Origin of the sequence: Pseudomonas bijieensis (assembly GCF_013347965.1) — a bacterium.
GTDB classification, from domain to species: domain Bacteria; phylum Pseudomonadota; class Gammaproteobacteria; order Pseudomonadales; family Pseudomonadaceae; genus Aquipseudomonas; species Aquipseudomonas bijieensis.
Genome location: NZ_CP048810.1, coordinates 5,777,063 through 5,798,049 on the forward strand (window position 1 = coordinate 5,777,063; position 20,987 = coordinate 5,798,049).

The following is a 20,987-nucleotide window of genomic DNA, read 5'->3' on the forward strand; positions in this document are numbered from 1 at the left end:
CTTTGATTCAGGCCACAAGGATGTGACATGCGCCCAGCCGCACCCTGCCGATCGCGTAAACCGAGCAGCGCTCCTCGCCGCGTTGACAGAACCCGTTCATCTGCCCAAAACGCCAAGCGCCTCGCACTGCTGTTGATGGCGGCGTGGATGACAGGTTCGTGGAGTGCGGCACAGGCAGCCGGGCCTGAAGAAGAGCTGCTGCGCCAGCGTGAGCGCGAACGGGTATTGAGGGAGCAGTTGGAATCCCGGCCGGATGTGCGCCTGCAAGCGGCGCCCGTAGCTGAAGGTGTCGATCGCTTGCCCGCCAAGGAAAGTCCCTGCTTTGCCATCAATGACATCCGTCTGATCGGCGAGGCATCGGAACAATTCCAATGGGCATTGCGCGCCGCCAACCCCCAGGATGACCCCGCCTTTGGTCGGTGCCTTGGTGGCGGCGGGATCAACCTGACGATGAAACGCATGCAGAACGCGATCATCGAGGCCGGCTACGTCACCACTCGCGTGCTCGCCGAAGCCCAGGACTTGAACAGCGGGGTCTTGGTCTTGACCTTGGTGCCCGGGCGCATTCGCGAGATTCGTTTCGAGGAGGGCACCAGTTCCCGCGCCAATGCCTGGAACGCGATGCCGGCCAATCCTGGCGATCTGCTCAACTTGCGCGACATCGAGCAGGCGCTGGAAAACTTCAAGCGTGTGCCCACCGCCGAGGCCGATATCAAGATCGCCCCGGCCCGTGCCGCCGACGCCAAACCCGGTGAGAGCGACGTGGTGATCGCCTGGAGCCAGCGGTTCCCCGCCCGTGTGAGCCTGTCGGTGGACAACTCGGGCAGCAAGACCACGGGGAAATACCAGGGCAACGTGTCGCTGTCCTTGGACAACCTGCTGTCGCTCAACGATTTGTTCTACGCCAGCGTCAACCATGACCTGGGCGGTGGCGAGTCGGGGCACCGCGGCTCCGATGGCAGCACCCTGCATTATTCGTTGCCGTTCGGCTACTGGCAGTTGGGGTTCACCAGCAGCGAATACAACTATGAACAATCTGTCGCTGGCGCCAACCAGACCTATCAATACCGAGGCGAGAGTCGCAACAACGAGTTGCGTCTGTCCCGTCTGCTTTACCGCGACGCCGTACGCAAGACCACCGCCTGGGGCAGCCTGTGGACGCGCTCGTCGGAGAATTTCATCGACGACACCGAAATCGGCAACCAGAAACGGCGCATGGCCGGCTGGCAATTGGGGCTGGACCATCGGGAGTTCATAGGCGCTTCGATTCTTGACCTGGGCGTCGCCTATCGTCGTGGCACCGGTGCCCATGACTCGCTCAAGGCCCCCGAGGAAGATTTTGATGCCGGCACGTCACGCTCGCAGATCATCACCGCCGACGCCCAGTTACAGGTGCCGTTCCAGGTCGGCGATCAGCGATTGCGCTACATCGGCGGCTGGCGCGCGCAATGGAACCGTACGCCGCTGGTGCCCCAGGATCGTTTCTCCATTGGCGGGCGCTACAGCGTGCGGGGCTTCGATGGTGAAAACATTCTTTCCGCCGACCGTGGCTGGACCCTGCGCAACGAAATCGGCCTGTCCCTGGGGCAAACCGGCCAGGAGCTCTACACCGGTATCGACTATGGCGAAGTCAGTGGCCAGGCCAGTGAGTTCCTGATCGGCCAGCGCCTGGCAGGAGCCGTGGTGGGTATACGCGGCGGTTACAAGGGCCTGTCCTATGACTGGTCGGTGGGTACGCCGTTGAAGAAACCCGATGGTTTCGAGACGGCCAACGTGACCAGCGCCTTCACCGTCATCTGGTCATTCTGAGGTGATCCCATGCAATTCGAGACGCTAGACATTATCGCCCCTGGCCTGATCGATGAACCCTGGAGCGAGGCCGCGGTATTCGGTTCCGCCACCTGGTTGTGGATGCACTCCAAGGCCCATCGCGATGCGCCGTTGCACACCTTGCCGACGCTGCTGTTGCCGGCGCTCAAGCATCGCCAGTTCGTGCTCGGCTCTGAACACGGCAAGCCAGTGTTCTACCTGTCCTGGCTCAACCTCGACGAGGCGGCAGAGCGACGTTACCTGCGCCAGTCGCCGCTGGCGCTAACGCAGGACGACTGGAACAGCGGCGAGCGTCTCTGGCTCAACGACTGGGTTGCCCCTTTTGGCCACACAGCGGTATTGAGTCGTTTGTTGCAACGTCATCTTTTCATCGATCGCTGCGCCCGTGCCCTCTACCACCGAGGCGATGAGCGCGGCCTGCGGGTCAAGACATTCCAAGGGATCGGGGTCATTCCCGAGCAGGCCCAGGCCTGGTTTGCCGCCCACCCACTGGCAATCGAAGCGTAACTCCAACCACTGCTCGTGCGGGCTGGCTCCGCAAATGGAATTGCTATGAACAAGCATCTGTACAGAATCGTTTTCAACAAGGCCCGTGGACTGCTGATGGTCGTGGCCGAGAACGTCACCAGCCAGGTCAAGGCGCCGGGGACCCGCTCCGGTCCGTCGACGGGCGCATCGGCTTGTACGGCGACGCTCGGGGCGTTGCGCTTTGCCTTGATGACGGCGATTGGTCTGGTGTCCTTGAGCGTGGCACCGGCCTGGGCTGGAACCATCGTCGCCGACCCGGGGGCTCCAGCCGGCCAGCGACCCACCGTGATACAAAGCGCCAACGGTACGCCGCAGGTCAATATCCAGGCCCCCAGCGCCGGCGGTGTCTCGCGCAACACCTACAACCAGTTCGATGTCGATAGCCGTGGCGTGATCCTCAACAACGGCACCGGCAATAGCCAGACGAAACTGGGCGGCTGGATCGAAGGCAACCCGATGTTGGGCAATGGCAGTGCGCGGGTCATCCTTAACGAAGTCAACGCCAGCAATCCCAGTCAATTGCGCGGTTACGTCGAAGTGGCCGGCCAGCGCGCCGAAGTGGTGATCGCCAACCCGTCCGGCATCACGTGCAACGGTTGCGGCTTCATCAACGCCGACCGGGCCACCCTCAGTACTGGCCGGGCGCAGTTGGAGAACGGTCGCATCACCGGCTACACCGTGCAGGGCGGCACTATCAACATCGAAGGCAAAGGCCTGGATGCCCGTGAGAGCGACTACACGGATCTGATCGCCCGCTCGGTGCAGGTCAACGCCGGGGTGTGGGCCAACGACTTGAAGGTCACCGCCGGACGCAATCAGGTCAATGCCGACAACACCCAGGCCACGCCGCTGCCAGCCGCCGATGGGGAAAAACCCACCGTTGCCATCGACGTTGCCAAATTGGGCGGCATGTATGCAGGCAAGATCATGCTGGTGGGCACCGAATCCGGCGTCGGTGTGCGCAACGCCGGGCAGATCGGCGCCATGGCCGGTGAGGTGGTAATCAGTGCTGACGGCAAACTGCAAAACCAGGGCGCTATCAGCAGCGCAACAGCGACCCGAATCAATGCCACCAGCGTTGACAACAGCGGCACGCTCTACGCCAAGGGCGACCTGAGGCTCGACAGCGCCGGTGACATCGACAACAGCGGCACCGTTGCCAGCCAGAACAATACGACGCTGACCGCCAAGACCATTCGCAGCACCAAGACCTCGAGCCTGGCGGCCGGCGTCGGGGTGGACGGCAAACTGGGTAGCAGCGGCAACCTTGCGCTGCGGGCCACCACGGTCAAGGCGCAAGGTCAGAATCTTGCTGGCGGCGATGTCGGTATCGGTGCCGCTGACCTGGATCTGAGCGACAGCCAGACCCAGGGCCGCAACGTCACTCTGACGGCCAGCGTCGGCGATGCCAATCTCAGTGGTAGCCAAGTCGATGCGACCCAGGTGCTGACCGCAAAAGCGGCCAAGACCCTGCGCACCGATGCAGCCAAAGTCAGCGCCGGCAACCTGCAATTGAGCGCGCGGGATGTTTCCAATACCGGTGGTGAGCTGGTGCAGACAGGCACCGCCGATACGTCGATCACAGCCGTCGCCACGCTCGACAACAGCAGTGGGCGGATTGCCTCCAACGCTGGCAACGTGAAGCTTGGCGCCAATCGTCTCGACAACAGCGAGGGTAAGGTCGAGCACGCTGGCAAAGGCACCCTGGACATCCAGGCCAACCAGTTGGCCGGCAGCAAAGGCACCTTGGCGAGCAATGGCAAGTTGAGCGTCAAGGCCGGTGAGGTGGTGGTTGATGATGGCTTGACCCAAGGTCAACAGATCACGCTCGACACCACGACCTTGTCCAACCAGCGCGGACGCATTCTCCAGACTGGCGCGCAGCCAATGCAGGTCACCGCCCGTGAACGTTTTGACAACCAAGCCGGGCAAGTCAGTAGCCCCGGGGCGGTGGTCCTGAAGGTTGGTACGTTGAATAACCAGGGCGGTAAAATCCTCGCCACCGATAACGGGGCGTTGACCGTCACTGCCGACAACGAAGTCAACAACGGCGGCGGGACGCTGGCCGCCAGCGGTACGACAAGGGTCAGCGGCGAGCTGCTGGATAACACTCAAGGCACCGTGAGTGCTGGCGGTGAGCTGCACGCAGAGTTCGACCGCTTGAACAATATCGGCGGCACGCTCGCCGCCACCCAGCGCATGGAGATCATCGCCGGCCAATTGAACAACACCAACGGTGTGCTGGGTTCGGTGAAGTCCGGGTTGCTGGTCAACGTCTCGGCCGATGCATTGAACAATAGCGGCGGGCGCCTTGAAGCGCTGGGCGATATCGATCTATCGGCCCAGGGCCTGAATAACCAGAGCGGGGTGATCAGTGGCCAGGCCCTGGACCTGGACAGCCACGGCATGCTGGTGGACAACAGCCAGGGCACGCTGAATGCCGGTGCGACCCTCGACCTGCGCAGCGGTGAATTGCGCAACGCGGCGGGCCTGATCCAGGCCAAGGGCAAGCTGTTCATCGACACTGGCAGCCAGGCGCTGAACAACCTCCAGTCGGGCACCACCCAAGGCATCAGCGGTCAGGACGCCGTCGAAATCCACAGCGCCAACTTCAACAACCGTACGGGGTTCCTCGGCGCCAAGGGTGCCCTGGTGCTCAAGACCACCGACCTTGGTAATGGCAGCGGTGGCCAGATCATTGGCGAGAAGACCGTGTGGGTCGAAGGCGCCCGAGTGGATAACCGCGGCGGTCAGTTGCAAGGCCTTGGCGATGTCCAATTGGTGCTGGGTGAGACGCTCAACAACCAGGGTGGACTGGTGCGCAGCGCGGGGACGCTGGGCGTGAATGCCGGCGTGCTCGACAACAGCGCCACCCAAGGTACCAACCAAGGCCTCGAAGGCCGCGCCATGAGCCTGGCGCTCAACACCTTCGGCAACCAGGCTGGTGCCGTGCGCGCCGACGAAGGCTTGTCCATCGGTGTCAGCCAGGTGCTGGATAACCAGGGCGGCCTGATTTCCGCAGGGAAAGGCCTGACCATCACCGACCGCGATACGACGCAACGTCGCCAGGCCGTGCACAACCTCGACGGGACCCTGCTCGCCGGCAGCCTGTTGTCCCTCAATGCCGCTTATTACGCGGGCACCGGTCGGGCCCTGAGCCTGGGCGATCTGACGTTCAGCCTGCAAAGTGGCCTGGACCTGAGTGGACAGATCCAGGCCAATAACAAGGTTGACCTGAGCACCGACGGGGCTTTCAACAACAGCGGAAAACTGCTGGCGGGCGGCCTGTTGCAAGTTCACTCGCAAACGCTGGACAACGCCGCCAACGGCGAGATCAGCGCCGGCCAGGTGCGCCTGACCGTCAACGACAGCCTGACCAACCGTGGCCTGATCGACGGCCAGCAGGTGCGCGTGCAAGCGTCGTCGCTCAACAACCTGGGCACGGGGCGTCTGTACGGTGATCGATTGGCGATCGCCACCTCGGCACTGAGCAACCGCGATGAGAACGGCATCGCCGCGACCATCGCCGCCCGCGAGACGCTGGACATTGGCACCGGCACCCTGGACAACCGCGAACAGGCACTGATCTTCAGTGCCGGCGACCTCGCCATCGGCGGTGCGCTGAGCGCCACTGACAAGGCCCAGGACCGTGCTCAACTGCTGACCAACGCCAGCGCGACCATCGAGGCCCTCGGCAACCTGTCGCTCGATGTGCAAAGCGTGCGCAACACCAACGAACACTTCAGCACCCAACAGGTGGAAGTCAGCCGCACGGCCTTGCAGGAATTCCAGCTCAGCGGTTCGCCGAACCGCTACCAGGGCGACCAGATTTCCCTGCGCCACGATGAGGTCTATTACCTCAACACTCCAGAGGGCCGGAAAGACAACTGGAATCGCTACGACTACACCCGCGTGGTGCAGGAAACCCAGATCGCCACCTCGGCACCGGCGCAGATCCTTTCTGGCGGGACCATGCAGATCAATGCAGGCGATGTGCTCAATGACAAGAGCCGCATCATTGCCGGTGGGTTGTTGCAGGCCAACATTGCCAGCCTGACCAACACTGAATTGACCGGCCAGCGCACCACCACCGACAGCGGCACCGCTACGAATTTCTATCGCATCCAGCGCAAGGGCCGGGACCGTCAGGGAACGGCCGTCACCGCCTACACGCCCGCACCCTTGATCCAGGACATTACCCTGCAACCGACCGTGTTCGCCCAGAACGCCGCCGGCAATGGGACGGGCACCCAGATCGGCGCCCGCGCCACACAGGGTGTCAGCGAGCAGATAGCCGCCACAGGCACGGTCAGCGCCCCGGTTGGCAGGACCTATGAAGTGACGCCCATCGTTCAGGTCGCGGCCCAGACTACCCTGAACAGCAAAGGTGTGGCCGAGCAGATTCGCAGCGGCGGGCCATCCCTGGCATTGCCGAACAACAGCCTGTTCACCACCAGTCCCCAGACCACCAGCCGCTACCTGATCGAAACCGACCCGCGCTTTGCCAGCTATCGCACCTGGCTGTCTTCGGACTACATGTTGCAGCGCCTGCAAGTCGATCCGGCACTGACGCAACAACGTTTGGGCGACGGCTTCTATGAACAGAAATTGATTCGCGAACAGATCGCGCAACTCACCGGCCGACGTTTTCTCGATGGCTATGCCAATGACGAAGTGCAGTACCGCGCCCTGATCGACAACGCCGTGACCGTCGCCAGCCAATGGCAACTGGTCCCCGGCGTGGCCCTGACCTCTGCGCAGATGGCCCAGTTGACCAGTGACATCGTCTGGCTGGTCCAGAAGCAGGTCACCCTGGCCAACGGTGACACCCGCAATGTACTGGTGCCGCAAGTGTACGTGCGGGTCCAGGAAGGCGACCTCAATGGCTCCGGCGCCTTGATTGCCGGGCAACAGTTGAACCTGAACATCGCCGGCGACCTGGTCAACAGTGGCAGCCTGGCCGGGCGCAGCGTCATGGCGATCACCGCGCAGAACATCGAAAACCTCGGTGGGCGCATCCAGGCCGACAAGGTATCGCTCACCGCGCGGGAAAACCTCAACAACCTCGGCGGCCTGATCGGTGCCGTGGACAGCCTGTCGGTCAAGGCCGGGCAGGACATCAACGTCATCTCCAGCAGCCGGGACAGCAGCAGCGCCCAAGGCACCCGCACCAACCTGTCGCGGGTGGCCGGGCTGTTCGTCAGCGGTGCCCAGGGCACGATGGGGGTCAGTGCCGGCAACGACCTCAACCTCACCGGTGCCCAGGTGGTCAACGCTGGCAAAGGTGGCAGCACGTTGCTGGAGGCGGGCAACAACATCAACCTGGCCACCGTCGGCGAAGCGCACCAGCAAGCGCTGACCTGGAACAGCAGCAACTGGCGCAAGGATGCCAGCCAGACCGAAGTCGGCTCCCTGATCCAAGGACAGGGCGACGTGCGCTTGAGCGCGGGCGAGGACCTCAACGCCCGCGCCGGCCGTGTCACCAGCGAGCAAGGCGCGGTGTTTGCCGAGGCCAAGCGCGACGTCAACCTGACCGCCGGCCAGAATTACCAGTTCGCCGATGAAGCGCACAAGGTCAAAGGCAGCAACGGGATGTTCTCCAGCAAGACCACCACCACCCGTGACACGATCAGCCAGACCTCGGCCGAAGGCTCCACCCTGAGCGGCGAGCAGACCTATGTGCAGGCCGGTCGTGACATCAACCTCAAGGGCAGCAACGTGGTGTCCACGACCCAGACTGTCCTGGTGGCGGACAACAACGTCAACATCGAAGCGGACACTGACAGCAGCAGCGAACGCCACGACAAGTCCGTGAAGAAAAGCGGCCTGTTCAGCGGCGGTGGCATTGCCGTCACCCTGGGCACCCAGCAACAGAGCGTCAAGGACCTCACCACCGAGCATACGGCCGTGGCCAGCACCGTCGGTTCGACCGCTGGCGATGTGCTGATCGAAGCCGGCAAGGGCTATCGCCAGGTGGGCAGCCAGGTGTCGGCGCCCCAAGGCAACATCGACGTCACGGCGCAGACCATCGACGTCGTCGAGGCGCGCAACACCCGCGAGCGCGAGCGCGAGACGCTGTTCAAGCAGACCGGGTTCACCCTCACCGTGACCAACCCGGTGATCAGCGCGATCCAGACATCCCAGCAAATGAAACGGGCGTCGGAGAAAACCGACGACGGGCGCATGAAGGCCCTGGCCGCCGCCACTGCGGTGATGGCCGCCAATAATGCCGCCACCGCCGTGGCGATGGACCCGGGCGCGGCGGGCGGGATCAACATCAGCCTGTCCCTGGGCACCAAGAAGAACGAAAGCACCACCACCTACACCAGCGACAGCGCGGCCGGCTCGACCATGACCGCCGGCAACGACGTCCGCCTGCGTGCCACGGGCGCTGGAGCCGCCAGCAACATCACCGTACAAGGCAGCGATATCAAGGCCGGACGCAACGCCAGCCTGCTGGCGGACGGTGACATCAACCTGCTCGCCGCCCGCAATATCGACAAGCAGGAGACCGACAGCAAAGGCAGCAGCGCGAGCATCGGCATCGGCTTCTCCCTCGGTGCCCGCAACGGCTTCACCCTGGACCTGGGTGCATCCGGCAGTCGTGGCCAGGCGGATGGCGATGGACTCACCCATACCAATACCCATGTCCAGGCGGGCAACCAGTTGCTGCTGTCCTCCGGCGGTGACACCAACCTCAGAGGCGCGGTGGCGAGCGGCAAGCAGGTACTGGCCGATATCGGCGGTGACCTGAACATCGAAAGCCTGCAAGACACCAACACCTACGTGGTCGATGAGAAGAACCTGGGCGTTGGCATCAGCCTGTGCATTCCGCCGTTCTGCTACGGCATGAGTTCAGTCAACGGCGTCAGCGGCAGCTTCGGCGCCACGGACATCGATTCCAACTACGCCAGCGTGATCGAGCAATCGGGCATCAAGGCCGGCGACGATGGGTTCGACATCCGCGTGGGGGGCAACACCGACCTGGTCGGCGCTGTCATCGCCAGCAGCGACAAGGCCGTGCAGGATGGCAAGAATCGTCTGGTCACCGCCAGCCTCACCAGCCGCGACATCAAGAACAAGGCCGAGTACGACGCCAGCACTGTCAGCGTCGGTGGCGGCTATCGCGAAGTCGGCAAGGACCAGCAGGGCAACGCCACCAGCGGCGGCACGCAGACCCCTGGCACCGACCTGCCGAAGAACGACAACGACCTCAGCGCCACGATGCCGATCGCCATCAGTGCCAGCGACGATGCCAGCAGCGTCACCCGCAGCGGCATCAGTGGCGGCACCATCGTCATCAGCAACGACGCCGAACAACAGAAACGCACCGGCAAGAATGGCGAGCAAACCGTCGCCAGCCTCAATCGCGATGTCTCCAGCGACCGCGACACCAGCAACACGCTCAAGCCGATCTTCGACGAAGACGAAATCCGTGCCGGTTTCGAGATCGTCGGGGCGTTCTCCAACGAAGCCAGCACCTTGCTCGCCAACAAGGCCAAGGAAGTCGACCTCAAGCGCAAACAGGCCGAGGCTGACCGTGCCAAGGCACTTGACCCGAACGCCGACCTGACCGACGTCCAGCGTCTGGCCTTGCTCAACAATTCCCAGCGGCTGAATGCAGAAGCCCGCGGCATCGCCGACAAGTGGGGCGCGGGCGGCACCTACCGGCAGATCACCACCGCCCTGGTCGGCGCGGCCAGCGGCAATATCAGTGGCGGCAACAGTGCCTTCGTCCAGGGGCTGGTGGTCAATTACGTGCAACAGCAGGGCGCCGGCTACATCGGCGACCTGGTGGCGAACGGCAAACTCACCGAAGGCTCACCGCTGCACGCCGCGCTGCACGGCATTGTCGCCTGCGCGGGCGCCGCCGCCAGCAGCCAGAGCTGTGGCAGCGGCGCGGCAGGCGCGGCGGCGTCGAGCCTGCTCACCGGCCTGTTCTCCGAAGCCAGCCCCGATGAAAGCGAATCCCAGCGCGAAGCCAAGCGTAACCTGATCGTCAGCATCGTCACCGGGCTGGCCGCCACCAGCTCCTCGCTCGACCCGGCCACTGCCAACAGCGCCGCCGGTGCAGCGGTGGACAACAACTGGCTGGCGACCCAGCAGTTGGTCCAGGCCGAGAAGGAGTACAGCGAGGCTGACGGTCTCGGGGCCAAGGCGAAAGTGATCGCCAAATGGGCGTACATCAACCAGAAACAAGATGTACTGACCCGCTTCGGCCTGGGCAAAGGCCTGGTGCAGGCGGGTTGGGGCGACGTCGAGGGCCTGGCGCAATTTCTCCTCCATCCGGTGGATGGGATCAACGGCTTGAAAGCACTGATCAACGACCCCGAGGCCCGCAAGCAATTCGGCGACGGTGTGGTCAACGAACTCAACGCCAAACTCGACCGTGTTAAAGATGCCCTGGAAAACGGCGGGGATGATCGCGCCGTGCAATTGGGCCAGGACATTGGCGAACTCGTCTGGCAGGTTGGCAGCATCGCCACCGGCGTCGGTGGGGCGGCCAAGGGTGGCGTGGCGTTGGCGAAAGCCGGGATCAAGGTGGGGACGGAAGGGCTTGAAAAGATGGCCGATGTGGCCAAAATTGCGAAAGCTGACGTGTCGGCCGGTAAGCCGCTGCAGTGGAGCAGCGTGGAGGGAGCGTATAGCGGAAAACTTGAGGGGGGGTATGGCCCTGGTACGACGACTGTTAATGGGAAGGTTGTTGAGAATCCTGGGGATTATAGTGCTGGGATAAAAAAACCTAGTAAAGTGCTTCGCGAAGTAGAAATTAACTCTGGTGGTAAGGGGGCTTGGTCCAAAGAGCTAAATAAACCTGAGCCCGATACAATTTATAAAGTGGATGGGAACAAAATTTATCAAACGGATAGTTTGGGGCGTGTTGAAAAGGTTGAATCCGATCTTTCTTTTGTGAAAAATGACAGGAATACCTATCAGCAGTGTATCGCAGGTAAGTGCGGGGTGGCGGGTGATGAAGGTGGGCATCTAATTGCAAGTATTTTTAACGGTCCTGGTGAGAAGTTGAATTTACTCCCCATGAATGGGAACTTAAACAAGGGTGTCTGGAAAACAATGGAAAATGCTTGGGCAGACGCTCTAAAGGAGGGGAAATCTGTTAGGGTAAAAATTGAGCCTGTTTACTCTGGTGGGAATGTTCGACCCGATAGTTTTAACGTCGAGTACTCGATTGGTGGTGGTCGCCCTAAAGAAATTTTGTTTAATAATTCGCCAGGAGGTATTTGATGCGTAACGATAGTGATATTTATAATGACATTGGCGCGATTTTATTAGATGTCGCCCCAAAGGGGGCGTGTAAGGTTGTGATGCGCGCCCAGTTGGCGCAGGAGCTGGATAGCTGCGAGTATGAATATGACTTCGTAGATGAGCAAGGTAAGGTGTCTTGGTTTACCGCTGGAGGGCGTGCAAATACGGATATGCTGAAGCTGTTGGTGGAGCTCCGACATTGGTATTTCCAGAATAATCTAACGGCAGGTATGTCTGTTTGGAGCGGCTGCGAAGTAACGATTGACTTGGTTAAAGGGAAAATTGGAATTGAATTTATATATTCGAAATGAATGGGGGGCGGAAAATTATGAATCCTAAGTTTTTATGGGGGCGGGGATGGGGTGTTACAACAGAAAGAAGGAAATTTAATCTTTAGGTACAGAGGGATGGGAGTGTTTATTTATTTTCTAAGTAATTTTTTTCTCTGTTTTATGAATTTTTCTGGGGCGAGGCAATGGAGAGGGAGGATGTTGTCTTAATGGGCTTGCTCTCAGAGTATTGACGAGGGGTTGACGGTTTATAGGAAACTGCCAACTGAAGCTAAAGGTGGGATGCCTATCCGACATTTGGCGGCTCTAGCAATAGCAGGGGATGCTGGGCGTTTAGACGAATATAAAAGGAGTTTTGAGAAAGGCGACAGGCTCGAATTTGTGCCTTACCTTTAGGGTTCGCAGGTCTTGAGCTTCCGGCCGCCCCTAGTTGCGGCGACGGGTTGATTGCTACCTATACTGTTAAGCTTCCCATCAGAGGGAAAGAGGGAACGGATTTATTTGTTAAAAGGGGCGGATTTATTTAATTGTTAGGCTCCTAGGTTTACAAAAAAATCTGTCTCCTTTTCTTGGTAGTCAGTATTTTAGTCCTGTTGCTATCTTCGAGAAAATTTTTCAGGTGAGGTTGTTGTACCTCGGAATGCTTTGTAATGAAGTTGAAAATTGAATTTCCCAAGAATTTGGTTGCTGATGAGCTGCTACGGCAGGAACGGATCCCCTGTGTATGCAAAATAGCCAGGGAATTTGAGATTTTTTTTGCGGAAACTATTCCTGAGTCGTCTGGAGTGGTGGTGGAGTGGGATCGGAAAGAACTGGAGTTAAGAGCTGTTGCAGGGGCGGGTGGTCAGTACACGCATCATGCTTCTGGTTTGATTACCCTGAAGGAGGTTGGGGATGGGGTGTATGAAATAATTGATCTTGAGATGTTTTATAGGAGTTTTGGTTGGTGCGCTATCTTGAAGAATGGTGAATATGCACCACCAGGGGACTTCTGGGACGAAGAGTGAAGGTTGCGGGGATTTATTGCTGCCTTCACCAGAAAATGGTGGAAATTAGACATGAAGTCTTTGTTGTCCGACTGGTGCGCCTTCTGTGAGGGAAAGGCAGTCTTCGATAAATCTCATTTTTTGGGATTGTTGAAAGCGCATAGTGGTTCTGAGGAAGTTCGACGTATATTCAGCTATTTTCCGTTTTCGGAAAAGTTGGTTGATAGAGCTGAGCGCGTTCTTGCTTCTGGAAATTTGGAGAAGTCCCTGTATCTCCTGCCAAAATTTAAAGTTGGAGAGGTCGAATTGATTCGGCTAGGCCGGGAGTGGCTCAAGGAGCAAGAAAGAGTATGTGGGGTACTCGGCGATTCCGAAGTTCTAAAAATTTGTGAAGATGCCCGAGTGGTTTTTGTTGATGGTCACGATATGGACCACTGGCTTCAACGAGATATTCCTCATTATTGGTTGTTTGATGAGGTTGGGGATGTAGTCAGGGGAAGCAGGGTTTCTGATACTGACCAAACTTACGCGCTGTTCGAGGCGCTTTATGGATTGGCTGCGGATTATTATCTTGCTTGGTACATTGGGCGGCCATTATTTAAGTTTGATATTGATTTGGAACCCTATTTTAGATTCTGGCGGGCTGGAGGAAGGTGTGCTCTCACCGAGAGTGGGTTCTTTGTAACCAACTAGAAGTAGCATGGTAAACGGAAGGGCGTCCGTACTGGCGTCAAAGGAGCGCACCTGAATGGATGAAATCAACGTCCGGCTTCATCAGCACCGGTGCTGGCTGTCACAGGCGGACGGCCTGACGGCGCAAGAGCTTGACTATATCGATGAGGATCTTGCCAGCGACTCATTAAACGGATTGGACAATGTGGCTGACTCGCTGGGGATGCTGGCGACTTATTACGGTATTCGGGGTGAAGTCGCCATCAGTGACGGAGAGGCTTCTGGCTGGGAGCAGGTTTCGCGCTCGATGATGTACCGTTATTGGGCGCTGATGCTCAAGGCAAAGGCTTTCACCAAAACGAGTTTTCTTCAAGGCATCCAAACTGTCCCCAATCTGACTAACCAGTTGAGCATTGCTGGGTGCTTGCTGGCCGGGTTGATAGTGGCTGATCGTCGTGATCTGGCTGCGTCCGTGGCCGATGTGCTCGCGGGAATGTTGACCGTCAAAGGCGCCGTCGATTCTGGCTATCTTGAGCAGCGTCGATTCGAACCTTTCATGCTCTGGCTTTATTCAGTCTATTCGCAAGGTCCTGCGCTTCCAGAGATCAAGTCGACGGATCTGGGAATTTATCAAAGCGTGATAGACGAGTGGACAAATGGAAAAGGGCTTGCTCATGCACTGGAAGGGCTATGTCACTATCACTTATCCAAAGCTGAAGACAACGGTGGGCCCTGGGACCCTGAGTTCAAATATGCGCCTTTCGATTTGTTGCCCTTGGAGGTCCACGCCATTTTCCGGGTTCGGCAGCAACTAGGTTTGACTGTTCCAGCTATTTCGAGCCCTTTGTTGTCCGCAAAGACAGCTGCGCTAGAAAACCTGGTCATCATTTCTGATCAGCTTGCTGTCCGGGTGGAGGCTGCCTACGAGCGTTTCTTCGGGCTTTCGACGTAGGCGCGACCTTAAGCAATGACATGCGGCGAGCTGAAATGAAATATTACTTGTTGCGAGAAGATGTGCAGTTTCCTGAGCGCTGGTATTTGGGCGATATAAAGCACTGTAATAACTGGCTCTTTATCGATCCCCCTTCTGAGTACATGGAGCCATGTACCTACGCCCTTGAGGTTCTTGAGGAAGGTGTGAGTCTAGATTTTTCCTTGGCTGGATATGCCTCTGTGCCGATCTTGAGCGAGAAAGCCAGGGACGCATTGGTGGGGATTCCCGACGTTGATGAGCCGTATATGAATGTCGTGCTTGAGCCTGTGACGGTGGCGGGTGAGCGAGCTCACGATCGTCACTATGTAATGATTGTCGAGACCCAATTGGATTGTGTAGACGAATCACGGTCCGCTTTCAAAAAATATGAGGTCAATGATCCCGTACGATCTGATCGAGCTGGCGAATACAGCGTCTTTCTGAATCTCGTCATTGATCCTGCCAAGGTTCAGGGGAAACATATTTTTCGTGTCAGGAAACACTTGGGGGCATTGATCGTTAGCGAAGATGTGAAGCTTCGGCTGGAGCGAGCGGGGCTCACAGGGATGCTATTCGAGGGTGTGAATGGCGAGAGCGAAGTTATTTGCTGATTAGCGGAAACCAGTACATGCCTGGCGAGGCAAGAGGCTGAATCGCCTGCTACGGTGGTGAAGAATAAGGTGATTTTCTGTTGAGGTGTTGGCGCGTCGTGAGTGAACCCAGTTTCGCGTTGATGGGTTGAGGGATGAAGCCTGACACCACCCGTGGCGAGGGAGCTTGCTCCCGCTCGGTTGCGCAGCAGCCGCCAAAAACAGGTCCGCTGCGCGGCCCAGCGGGAGCAAGCTCCTCGCCACGGGGGTTCAGCCAACCCCCTGCGCTCGGTTTCTCCCACTCGTTCCTCTTAACGGAATGCCATCGCCTGCCGATAACCCGATGAGCCCGGTTTTCTCCAGCGTTTCGGCTCGCAATGTGCGTCACGACACAGCCAGGCCAAGCGGTTGCTGAAACCCCTTGAACGTTGCCGGCTGGTGGCTATCATCTGCGCGCCTCGGGGCTGTGACACGGCGTTTCGTTGTTATGCCATTGGGTTATTTTCTTACTTGCCTGGACATCCTCGATGCTGGCGTACCACCAAAAAAGTTTTCTGATCGTCGATGATTTCTCGGATTTCCGCAGTTCGATCCGGTCCATGCTGCGTGAGCTGGGCGTCAAGGACGTGGACACCGCCGACACCGGTGAAGTGGCGCTGCGCATGTGCTCGCAGAAGCGTTATGACTTCATCCTGCAGGACTATCACCTGGGCGACGGGCGCAAGAATGGCCAGCAGGTGCTCGAAGACCTGATGGTCGAGAAGTTGATCAGCCATGAAAGTGTGTTCCTCATGGTGACCGCCGAGACCAGCCAGGCGATGGTGCTCAGTGCCCTGGAGCATGAGCCCGATGCGTACCTGACCAAACCGTTCAACCGCTCCGGCCTGGCCCAGCGGCTGGAACGGCTCGAGCAGCGCAAGACCTTGCTCAAGCCGATCCTGCAGGCCCTGGATCGTGGCAAGCCAATGGAAGTGCTCAATGCCTGCATCGCCCTGTGCAAGCAGGATCCGCGCTACGGGCCGTTGTGCCTGCGTTATCGCGCCGATGCGTTGCGCGACCTGAATCAGAACGAAGCCCTGGAGCGACTGTACAACTCCATCCTCGCGGATCGCCCGTTGCCGTGGGCCTACGCAGGGCTGGGCAAGTTGATGTTCAAGCGCGGCCAGGTGGGGCAGGCCAAGGCCGTTTATGAAAAGGCCCTGAAAGTCTTCCCGATGATGCCGGCGTTGTACGACGGCATGGCTGAGGTGTTGGTGGCCGAAGGTGACACCAAACAGGCGCAGCAGGTGCTGGAAGAGGCGGTGCGCCTGTCGCCGCTGGCGGTGCGTCGTCAATCGTTGCTGGGCAAGCTGGCGATGACCAACGAAGACTACGACACGGCGTCCAAGGCCTATCGCCAGGCGGTCGGGCAGGGCGCGCAGTCGCGCTTCAAGGACCCGGAAAGCAACCTCGGCCTGGCCCATGCGCTGATCAGCAAGGGCAGCGAAAAAGGTCTCGACACCCGGACGCGGCTGGAGATCAACACCACCCTCAGCGCCGTGGCGAAGGAGAACCTCAACGACCCGGGTCTGCAGGTGCGGGCGCGGTTGATGAAAGCCACTAGCCTGTTGCTCAACGATGCCGAGACCGCCGAGAAACTCACCGAACAGGCTTTGCAGCGTCTCGATGGCATGGAGCAGTTCATGAGTGCCGAGGCCGCGTTGCTGGTGGCCAAGCAGTTGCAAATGCTCGGACAGACCAGCGCCGGCGAATCGATGCTCAAGAACTGCGCGGAAATCTACGGTGATGACCCGACGGTAATGCAAGGCATCGCCAAGCTGACCGACGACCCGAACATCCTCAACCAGGGCAATGCCGCCGCCGAGCTCAACCGCGAAGGCGTGCGGGTCTACAAGACCGGCGCGTTGCCGGAGGCACGGGAGCTGTTCCGCCGGGCCCTGAAGATGCAACCGAAGAACATCAGTATTGCCCTGAACATGGCGCAATCGCTGCTGCATGGCACCGACACCAATGTGGAGTCGGAGCTGCTGCTGGAGTGCCGCGCCTGCCTGAAACTGGTGGGCATGATGCCCGACACCGATGCGCGTTTTGCGCGTTATCAAAAACTGCGAAGCAAGGCATTTGGCGATGAATGACAGCGAACAGGCACTCGATTTTTCCACGGTGATCGCGTCTACCGTGCACGACATGAAAAACTCCCTGACCTTGCTCATGCAGGCGCATACGCAATGGCTCGAGCGCTTGCCCGATGTCGAGCGACAGACCTCGGAGCAGGGCGTCATCGAGTTCGAGTTCGCCCATCTCAATGGCCTTATGGTGCAGTTGCTGGGGCTGTACAAGCTCGGCGTCAACCAGTTGCCGCTACACCCGGCCTATCATGAGCTGGACGATTTCATCGAGGCGCAACTGGCCGGCCATCAGGATGTATTCCGCAGCCGGGGGATCATGGTCACCTACGAGGTCGACCCGCTCAGCCCCCTGGGCTTTTTCGACCGCGAGCTGGTGGCTTCGGTGCTCGACAACTGCATCAACAACGCCATTCGCCATGCGCGCCAGACGCTGCTGATCAGCGTGAGTGATGAGGCCGGGCAACTGGTGCTGACCATCAATGACGACGGCGAAGGTTACCCACCAGAGATGATCGAGCGTCAGGCCGAGTATGTGCAGGGCATCAACCACAGCAGCGGCAGCACCGGGTTGGGCTTGTACTTTGCTGCGCGGATTGCCGGGCTGCACCAGCGTGGCGGCGTGAGCGGGCGCACCGAGATTGCCAATGGCGGGGTGTTGGGCGGTGGGGTGTTCCGGCTTTACTTGCCCTGAGCGTGCGCCCCATAAATCCCCCCTACCAGCCAAATCTCCTGTGGGTGGGAGCGAGCCTGCTCGCGATGGCGGTGCACCAGTCAACTCAATATTGGCTGAACCGACACCATCGCGAGCAGGCTCGCTCCCACAATGTATTCCAAGGCTTGTTGTTTATTTTTTCAGGTGCTTGATATTCCGAACAGCCGAAGCCTATTTTGTACGGGTTGCCGTTCGCGGCTCGCACATAACAAGGATTGCGTCATGACGACCGATGGCCAGCGTTCATTCGCGCAGCGACTGACGGGCATTGATGAGATTGAATGCGTTACGCCGGATTTGAATGGCGTGCCGCGGGGCAAGGTGATGACCGCCGAAGGTTTCCTCGAAGGCCGACGGTTGCAACTGGCGCGGGGGGTATTGCTGCAATGCATCATGGGCGGTTACCCACCGTCGCGTTTCTACGGCAGCGATGACGGTGACCTGGCGCTGGTGGCGGACCCGAAACAGATCCACCGCCTGCCTTGGAGCCAGCAGCCTCGTGCGCTGGCGATTTGCGATGCCGACGAACTGACCGGTGAAAGCTCCCGACTCTCCACGCGCGGCCAGCTCAAGGCCGTTGTCGCTCGTTATGCAGCCCTGGGCCTGGCACCGGTGGTGGCGACCGAGCTGGAGTTCTTCGTGTTCGCCCCCAATCCTGACCCGACCCAGCCGTTCCAGCCGCCGCTGGGCCTGGATGGGCGTCGCGAGGACGGCCAGTCGGCGTTCAGCATCAGCTCTAACAATGGCCTGCGCCCGTTCTTCAGTGAAGTCTATGAATGCATGGCGGCGCTGGGCTTGCCTCGCGACACCTTCATGCATGAAATGGGCGTGAGCCAGTTCGAGATCAATCTGCTGCACGGCGACCCTTTGTTGCTGGCCGACCAGACGTTCCTGTTCAAGCACCTGCTCAAGGAAGTGGCCCTCAAGCACGGCCTGACCGTGGTTTGCATGGCCAAGCCGCTGGCTCACACGCCGGGCAGTTCGATGCATATCCACCAAAGCGTTGTCGAGGCAGGCAGCGGCTGTAACGTCTTCAGCGACGGGGCGGGCGAACCGACGGCCACTTTCCGGCATTTCATTGGTGGGCAACAGGCGTGCCTGGCGGATTTCACCGCCTTGTTCGCGCCGAACGTGAATTCCTATCAGCGCCTGTGCCACCCGTTCGCGTCACCGAACAATGCCTGTTGGTCCCATGACAATCGTTCGGCCGGCTTGCGGATTCCGGCCAGTTCGCCGGTGGCCCGGCGGGTCGAGAACCGCTTGCCGGGGGCCGATGCCAACCCCTACCTGGCGATTGCCGCCAGCCTGGCTGCCGGGTTATACGGGATTGAACATCGCCTGGAGCCGAGCGCGGCGATCCAGGGTGAATTCGAAGTGCCGGATAATCTGTCGCTGCCATGTACCTTGCATGCTGCCTTGGAGCGTCTGAAGCGTAGTCATCTGGCGAAGGAACTGTTCGGCACGGAGTTCATCGAAGGCTACATCGCTTCCAAGACCCTGGAGCTGACCAGCTTCTTCGATGAAATCACGCCCTGGGAGCGACGTGTCCTAGCGGCCCAGGCATAAAGAACCGCCGCATTCGGGCTATCTTCAATAGATAGCCCTTACTCACCTCAAGGAGCCGCTCGGAACGCCGATGCGCCAAATCTGGAAACCTTTTCGAGCGCTTTATTTCGCCTCGCTGATGATGTTGATCGGCTCGGGCCTCTTGAGTACTTACCTGGCCTTGCGCCTGGCCGCCGACCATGTGGACAGCCTCTGGGTCGGTGCGCTGATGGCCGCCAACTATTTCGGCCTGGTGCTGGGTGGCAAGATCGGCCATCGGCTGATCGCCCGCGTCGGGCACATTCGCGCTTATTCGGCCTGCGCCGGGATCGTCGGCGCGGCAGTGCTGGGCCATGGCCTGGTGAACTGGCTGCCGGCCTGGATCGTGCTGCGGATGATCGTCGGCCTCGGGATGATGTGCCAATACATGGTCATCGAGAGCTGGCTCAACGAACAGGCCGATGCCAAGCAACGGGGAGTGGTGTTCAGCGGCTACATGATCGCCTCGTACCTGGGCTTGGTGCTGGGTCAGTTGATCCTGGTCATGCACCCGGCCCTGGGCCTGGAGCTGCTGATGCTGGTGGCGCTGTGTTTCGCCCTGTGCCTGGTGCCGGTGGCGCTGACCCGGCGGATTCACCCGGCCCCGCTGCGTCCGGCGCCGATGGAGCCGCGTTTCTTCATCAAGCGTGTCCCCCAGTCGTTGAGCACGGTACTGGGGTCGGGGCTGATCGTTGGCTCGTTCTATGGCCTGGCGCCGCTGTACGCGTCCCAGCAGGGCCTGTCCACCGAGCAGGTCGGCCTGTTCATGGGTAGCTGCATCTTCGCCGGGCTGCTGGTGCAGTGGCCGCTGGGGTGGCTGTCCGACCGTTATGACCGGGCGATGCTGATTCGCTGTTTTGCGCTGTTCCTGGCGATCTGCGCACTGCCGCTGGCGATCCTGCCGAAGGTGCCGCTGGAAGTGTTGTTTGTGGCGGGCTTCTGCTGTTCGCTGGTTCAGTTTTGCCTGTACCCGTTGGCAGTGGCCTTTTCCAACGACCACGTCGAAGGGGATCGCCGGGTGTCGCTGACGGCCATGTTGCTGGTGACCTATGGCATTGGTGCCAGCATCGGGCCGCTGGTGGCCGGCGTGCTGATGAAGATGTTCGGCAGCCAGATGCTGTACGGTTTTTTCGCTTTCTTCGCCTTGGTACTGGTATGGCGGATCCGGCCGAAAGCGGTGACCAACCTGCATCAGGTCGATGACGCGCCGCTGCATCACGTGGCGATGCCGGACAGTATGTCGAGTTCGCCTTTGGTGGCGTGCCTCGATCCCCGGGTGGATGAGCAGGTGGTGCAGGAGCAGATGCAGACGCCGGCCAATCCGGACGTGGAGCCTGAGCCGGTCGCAGAGCCGGCTACTGAAGCCGAAGCGGCGTCTGACGAACCGGAGACACCCAGCTTTACCCAGGCCAGGCCTTGAAGCAGGCAT

At 59.8% G+C, this 20,987-nt stretch carries 13 protein-coding genes; all 13 read left to right on the forward strand.

The window, feature by feature from the left end; translation table 11 throughout:
• Positions 1-147: 147 nt before the first annotated feature.
• Positions 148-1,809: a ShlB/FhaC/HecB family hemolysin secretion/activation protein gene (locus GN234_RS25570; protein WP_176689244.1), complete on the forward strand. Its 1,662-nt coding sequence runs from the start codon at positions 148-150 to the stop codon at positions 1,807-1,809.
• A 9-nt stretch (positions 1,810-1,818) separates the two neighbouring features.
• A complete protein-coding gene (locus GN234_RS25575) occupies positions 1,819-2,337 on the forward strand; it encodes a toxin-activating lysine-acyltransferase (protein ID WP_116833268.1) in 519 nt (172 codons plus the stop codon).
• A gap of 45 nt (positions 2,338-2,382) precedes the next feature.
• Positions 2,383-11,601 (forward strand): two-partner secretion domain-containing protein, encoded by a 9,219-nt coding sequence (locus tag GN234_RS25580; RefSeq protein ID WP_176689245.1) that lies wholly within the window; start codon positions 2,383-2,385, stop codon positions 11,599-11,601.
• The gene (locus GN234_RS25585) at positions 11,601-11,933 is read left to right on the forward strand and encodes a hypothetical protein (protein ID WP_176689246.1); all 333 of its coding nucleotides are present in this window, start codon (positions 11,601-11,603) and stop codon (positions 11,931-11,933) included. The genes GN234_RS25580 and GN234_RS25585 overlap by 1 nt, the downstream gene beginning before the upstream one ends.
• Positions 11,934-12,152: 219 nt before the next feature.
• Positions 12,153-12,308 (forward strand): DUF6990 domain-containing protein, encoded by a 156-nt coding sequence (locus GN234_RS30460; protein WP_411828772.1) that lies wholly within the window; start codon positions 12,153-12,155, stop codon positions 12,306-12,308.
• A 254-nt stretch (positions 12,309-12,562) separates the two neighbouring features.
• Positions 12,563-12,919: a hypothetical protein gene (locus GN234_RS25590; protein ID WP_176689247.1), complete on the forward strand. Its 357-nt coding sequence runs from the start codon at positions 12,563-12,565 to the stop codon at positions 12,917-12,919.
• A gap of 51 nt (positions 12,920-12,970) precedes the next feature.
• Positions 12,971-13,591 (forward strand): hypothetical protein, encoded by a 621-nt coding sequence (locus GN234_RS25595; protein ID WP_176689248.1) that lies wholly within the window; start codon positions 12,971-12,973, stop codon positions 13,589-13,591.
• Between the two features lie 55 nt (positions 13,592-13,646).
• On the forward strand, positions 13,647-14,522 hold the full coding sequence (locus GN234_RS25600; protein ID WP_176689249.1) for a hypothetical protein: 876 nt from the start codon (positions 13,647-13,649) through the stop codon (positions 14,520-14,522).
• A gap of 35 nt (positions 14,523-14,557) precedes the next feature.
• Complete coding sequence (locus GN234_RS25605) at positions 14,558-15,154, forward strand: imm11 family protein (protein ID WP_176689250.1); 597 nt, start codon at positions 14,558-14,560, stop codon at positions 15,152-15,154.
• 506 nt (positions 15,155-15,660) lie between these two features.
• Complete coding sequence (locus GN234_RS25610) at positions 15,661-17,268, forward strand: tetratricopeptide repeat-containing response regulator (RefSeq protein ID WP_109753928.1); 1,608 nt, start codon at positions 15,661-15,663, stop codon at positions 17,266-17,268.
• Positions 17,261-17,953 carry a sensor histidine kinase gene (locus tag GN234_RS25615; protein ID WP_109753929.1) on the forward strand — a complete coding sequence of 231 codons (693 nt, stop codon included), beginning with the start codon at positions 17,261-17,263 and terminating at the stop codon, positions 17,951-17,953. The genes GN234_RS25610 and GN234_RS25615 overlap by 8 nt, the downstream gene beginning before the upstream one ends.
• Before the next feature lie 345 nt (positions 17,954-18,298).
• On the forward strand, positions 18,299-19,540 hold the full coding sequence (locus GN234_RS25620; RefSeq protein ID WP_176689636.1) for a glutamine synthetase family protein: 1,242 nt from the start codon (positions 18,299-18,301) through the stop codon (positions 19,538-19,540).
• 70 nt (positions 19,541-19,610) lie between these two features.
• Entirely contained in the window at positions 19,611-20,978 is a 1,368-nt protein-coding gene (locus tag GN234_RS25625; RefSeq protein WP_109753931.1) for an MFS transporter, read from the forward strand.
• Positions 20,979-20,987: the final 9 nt, after the last annotated feature.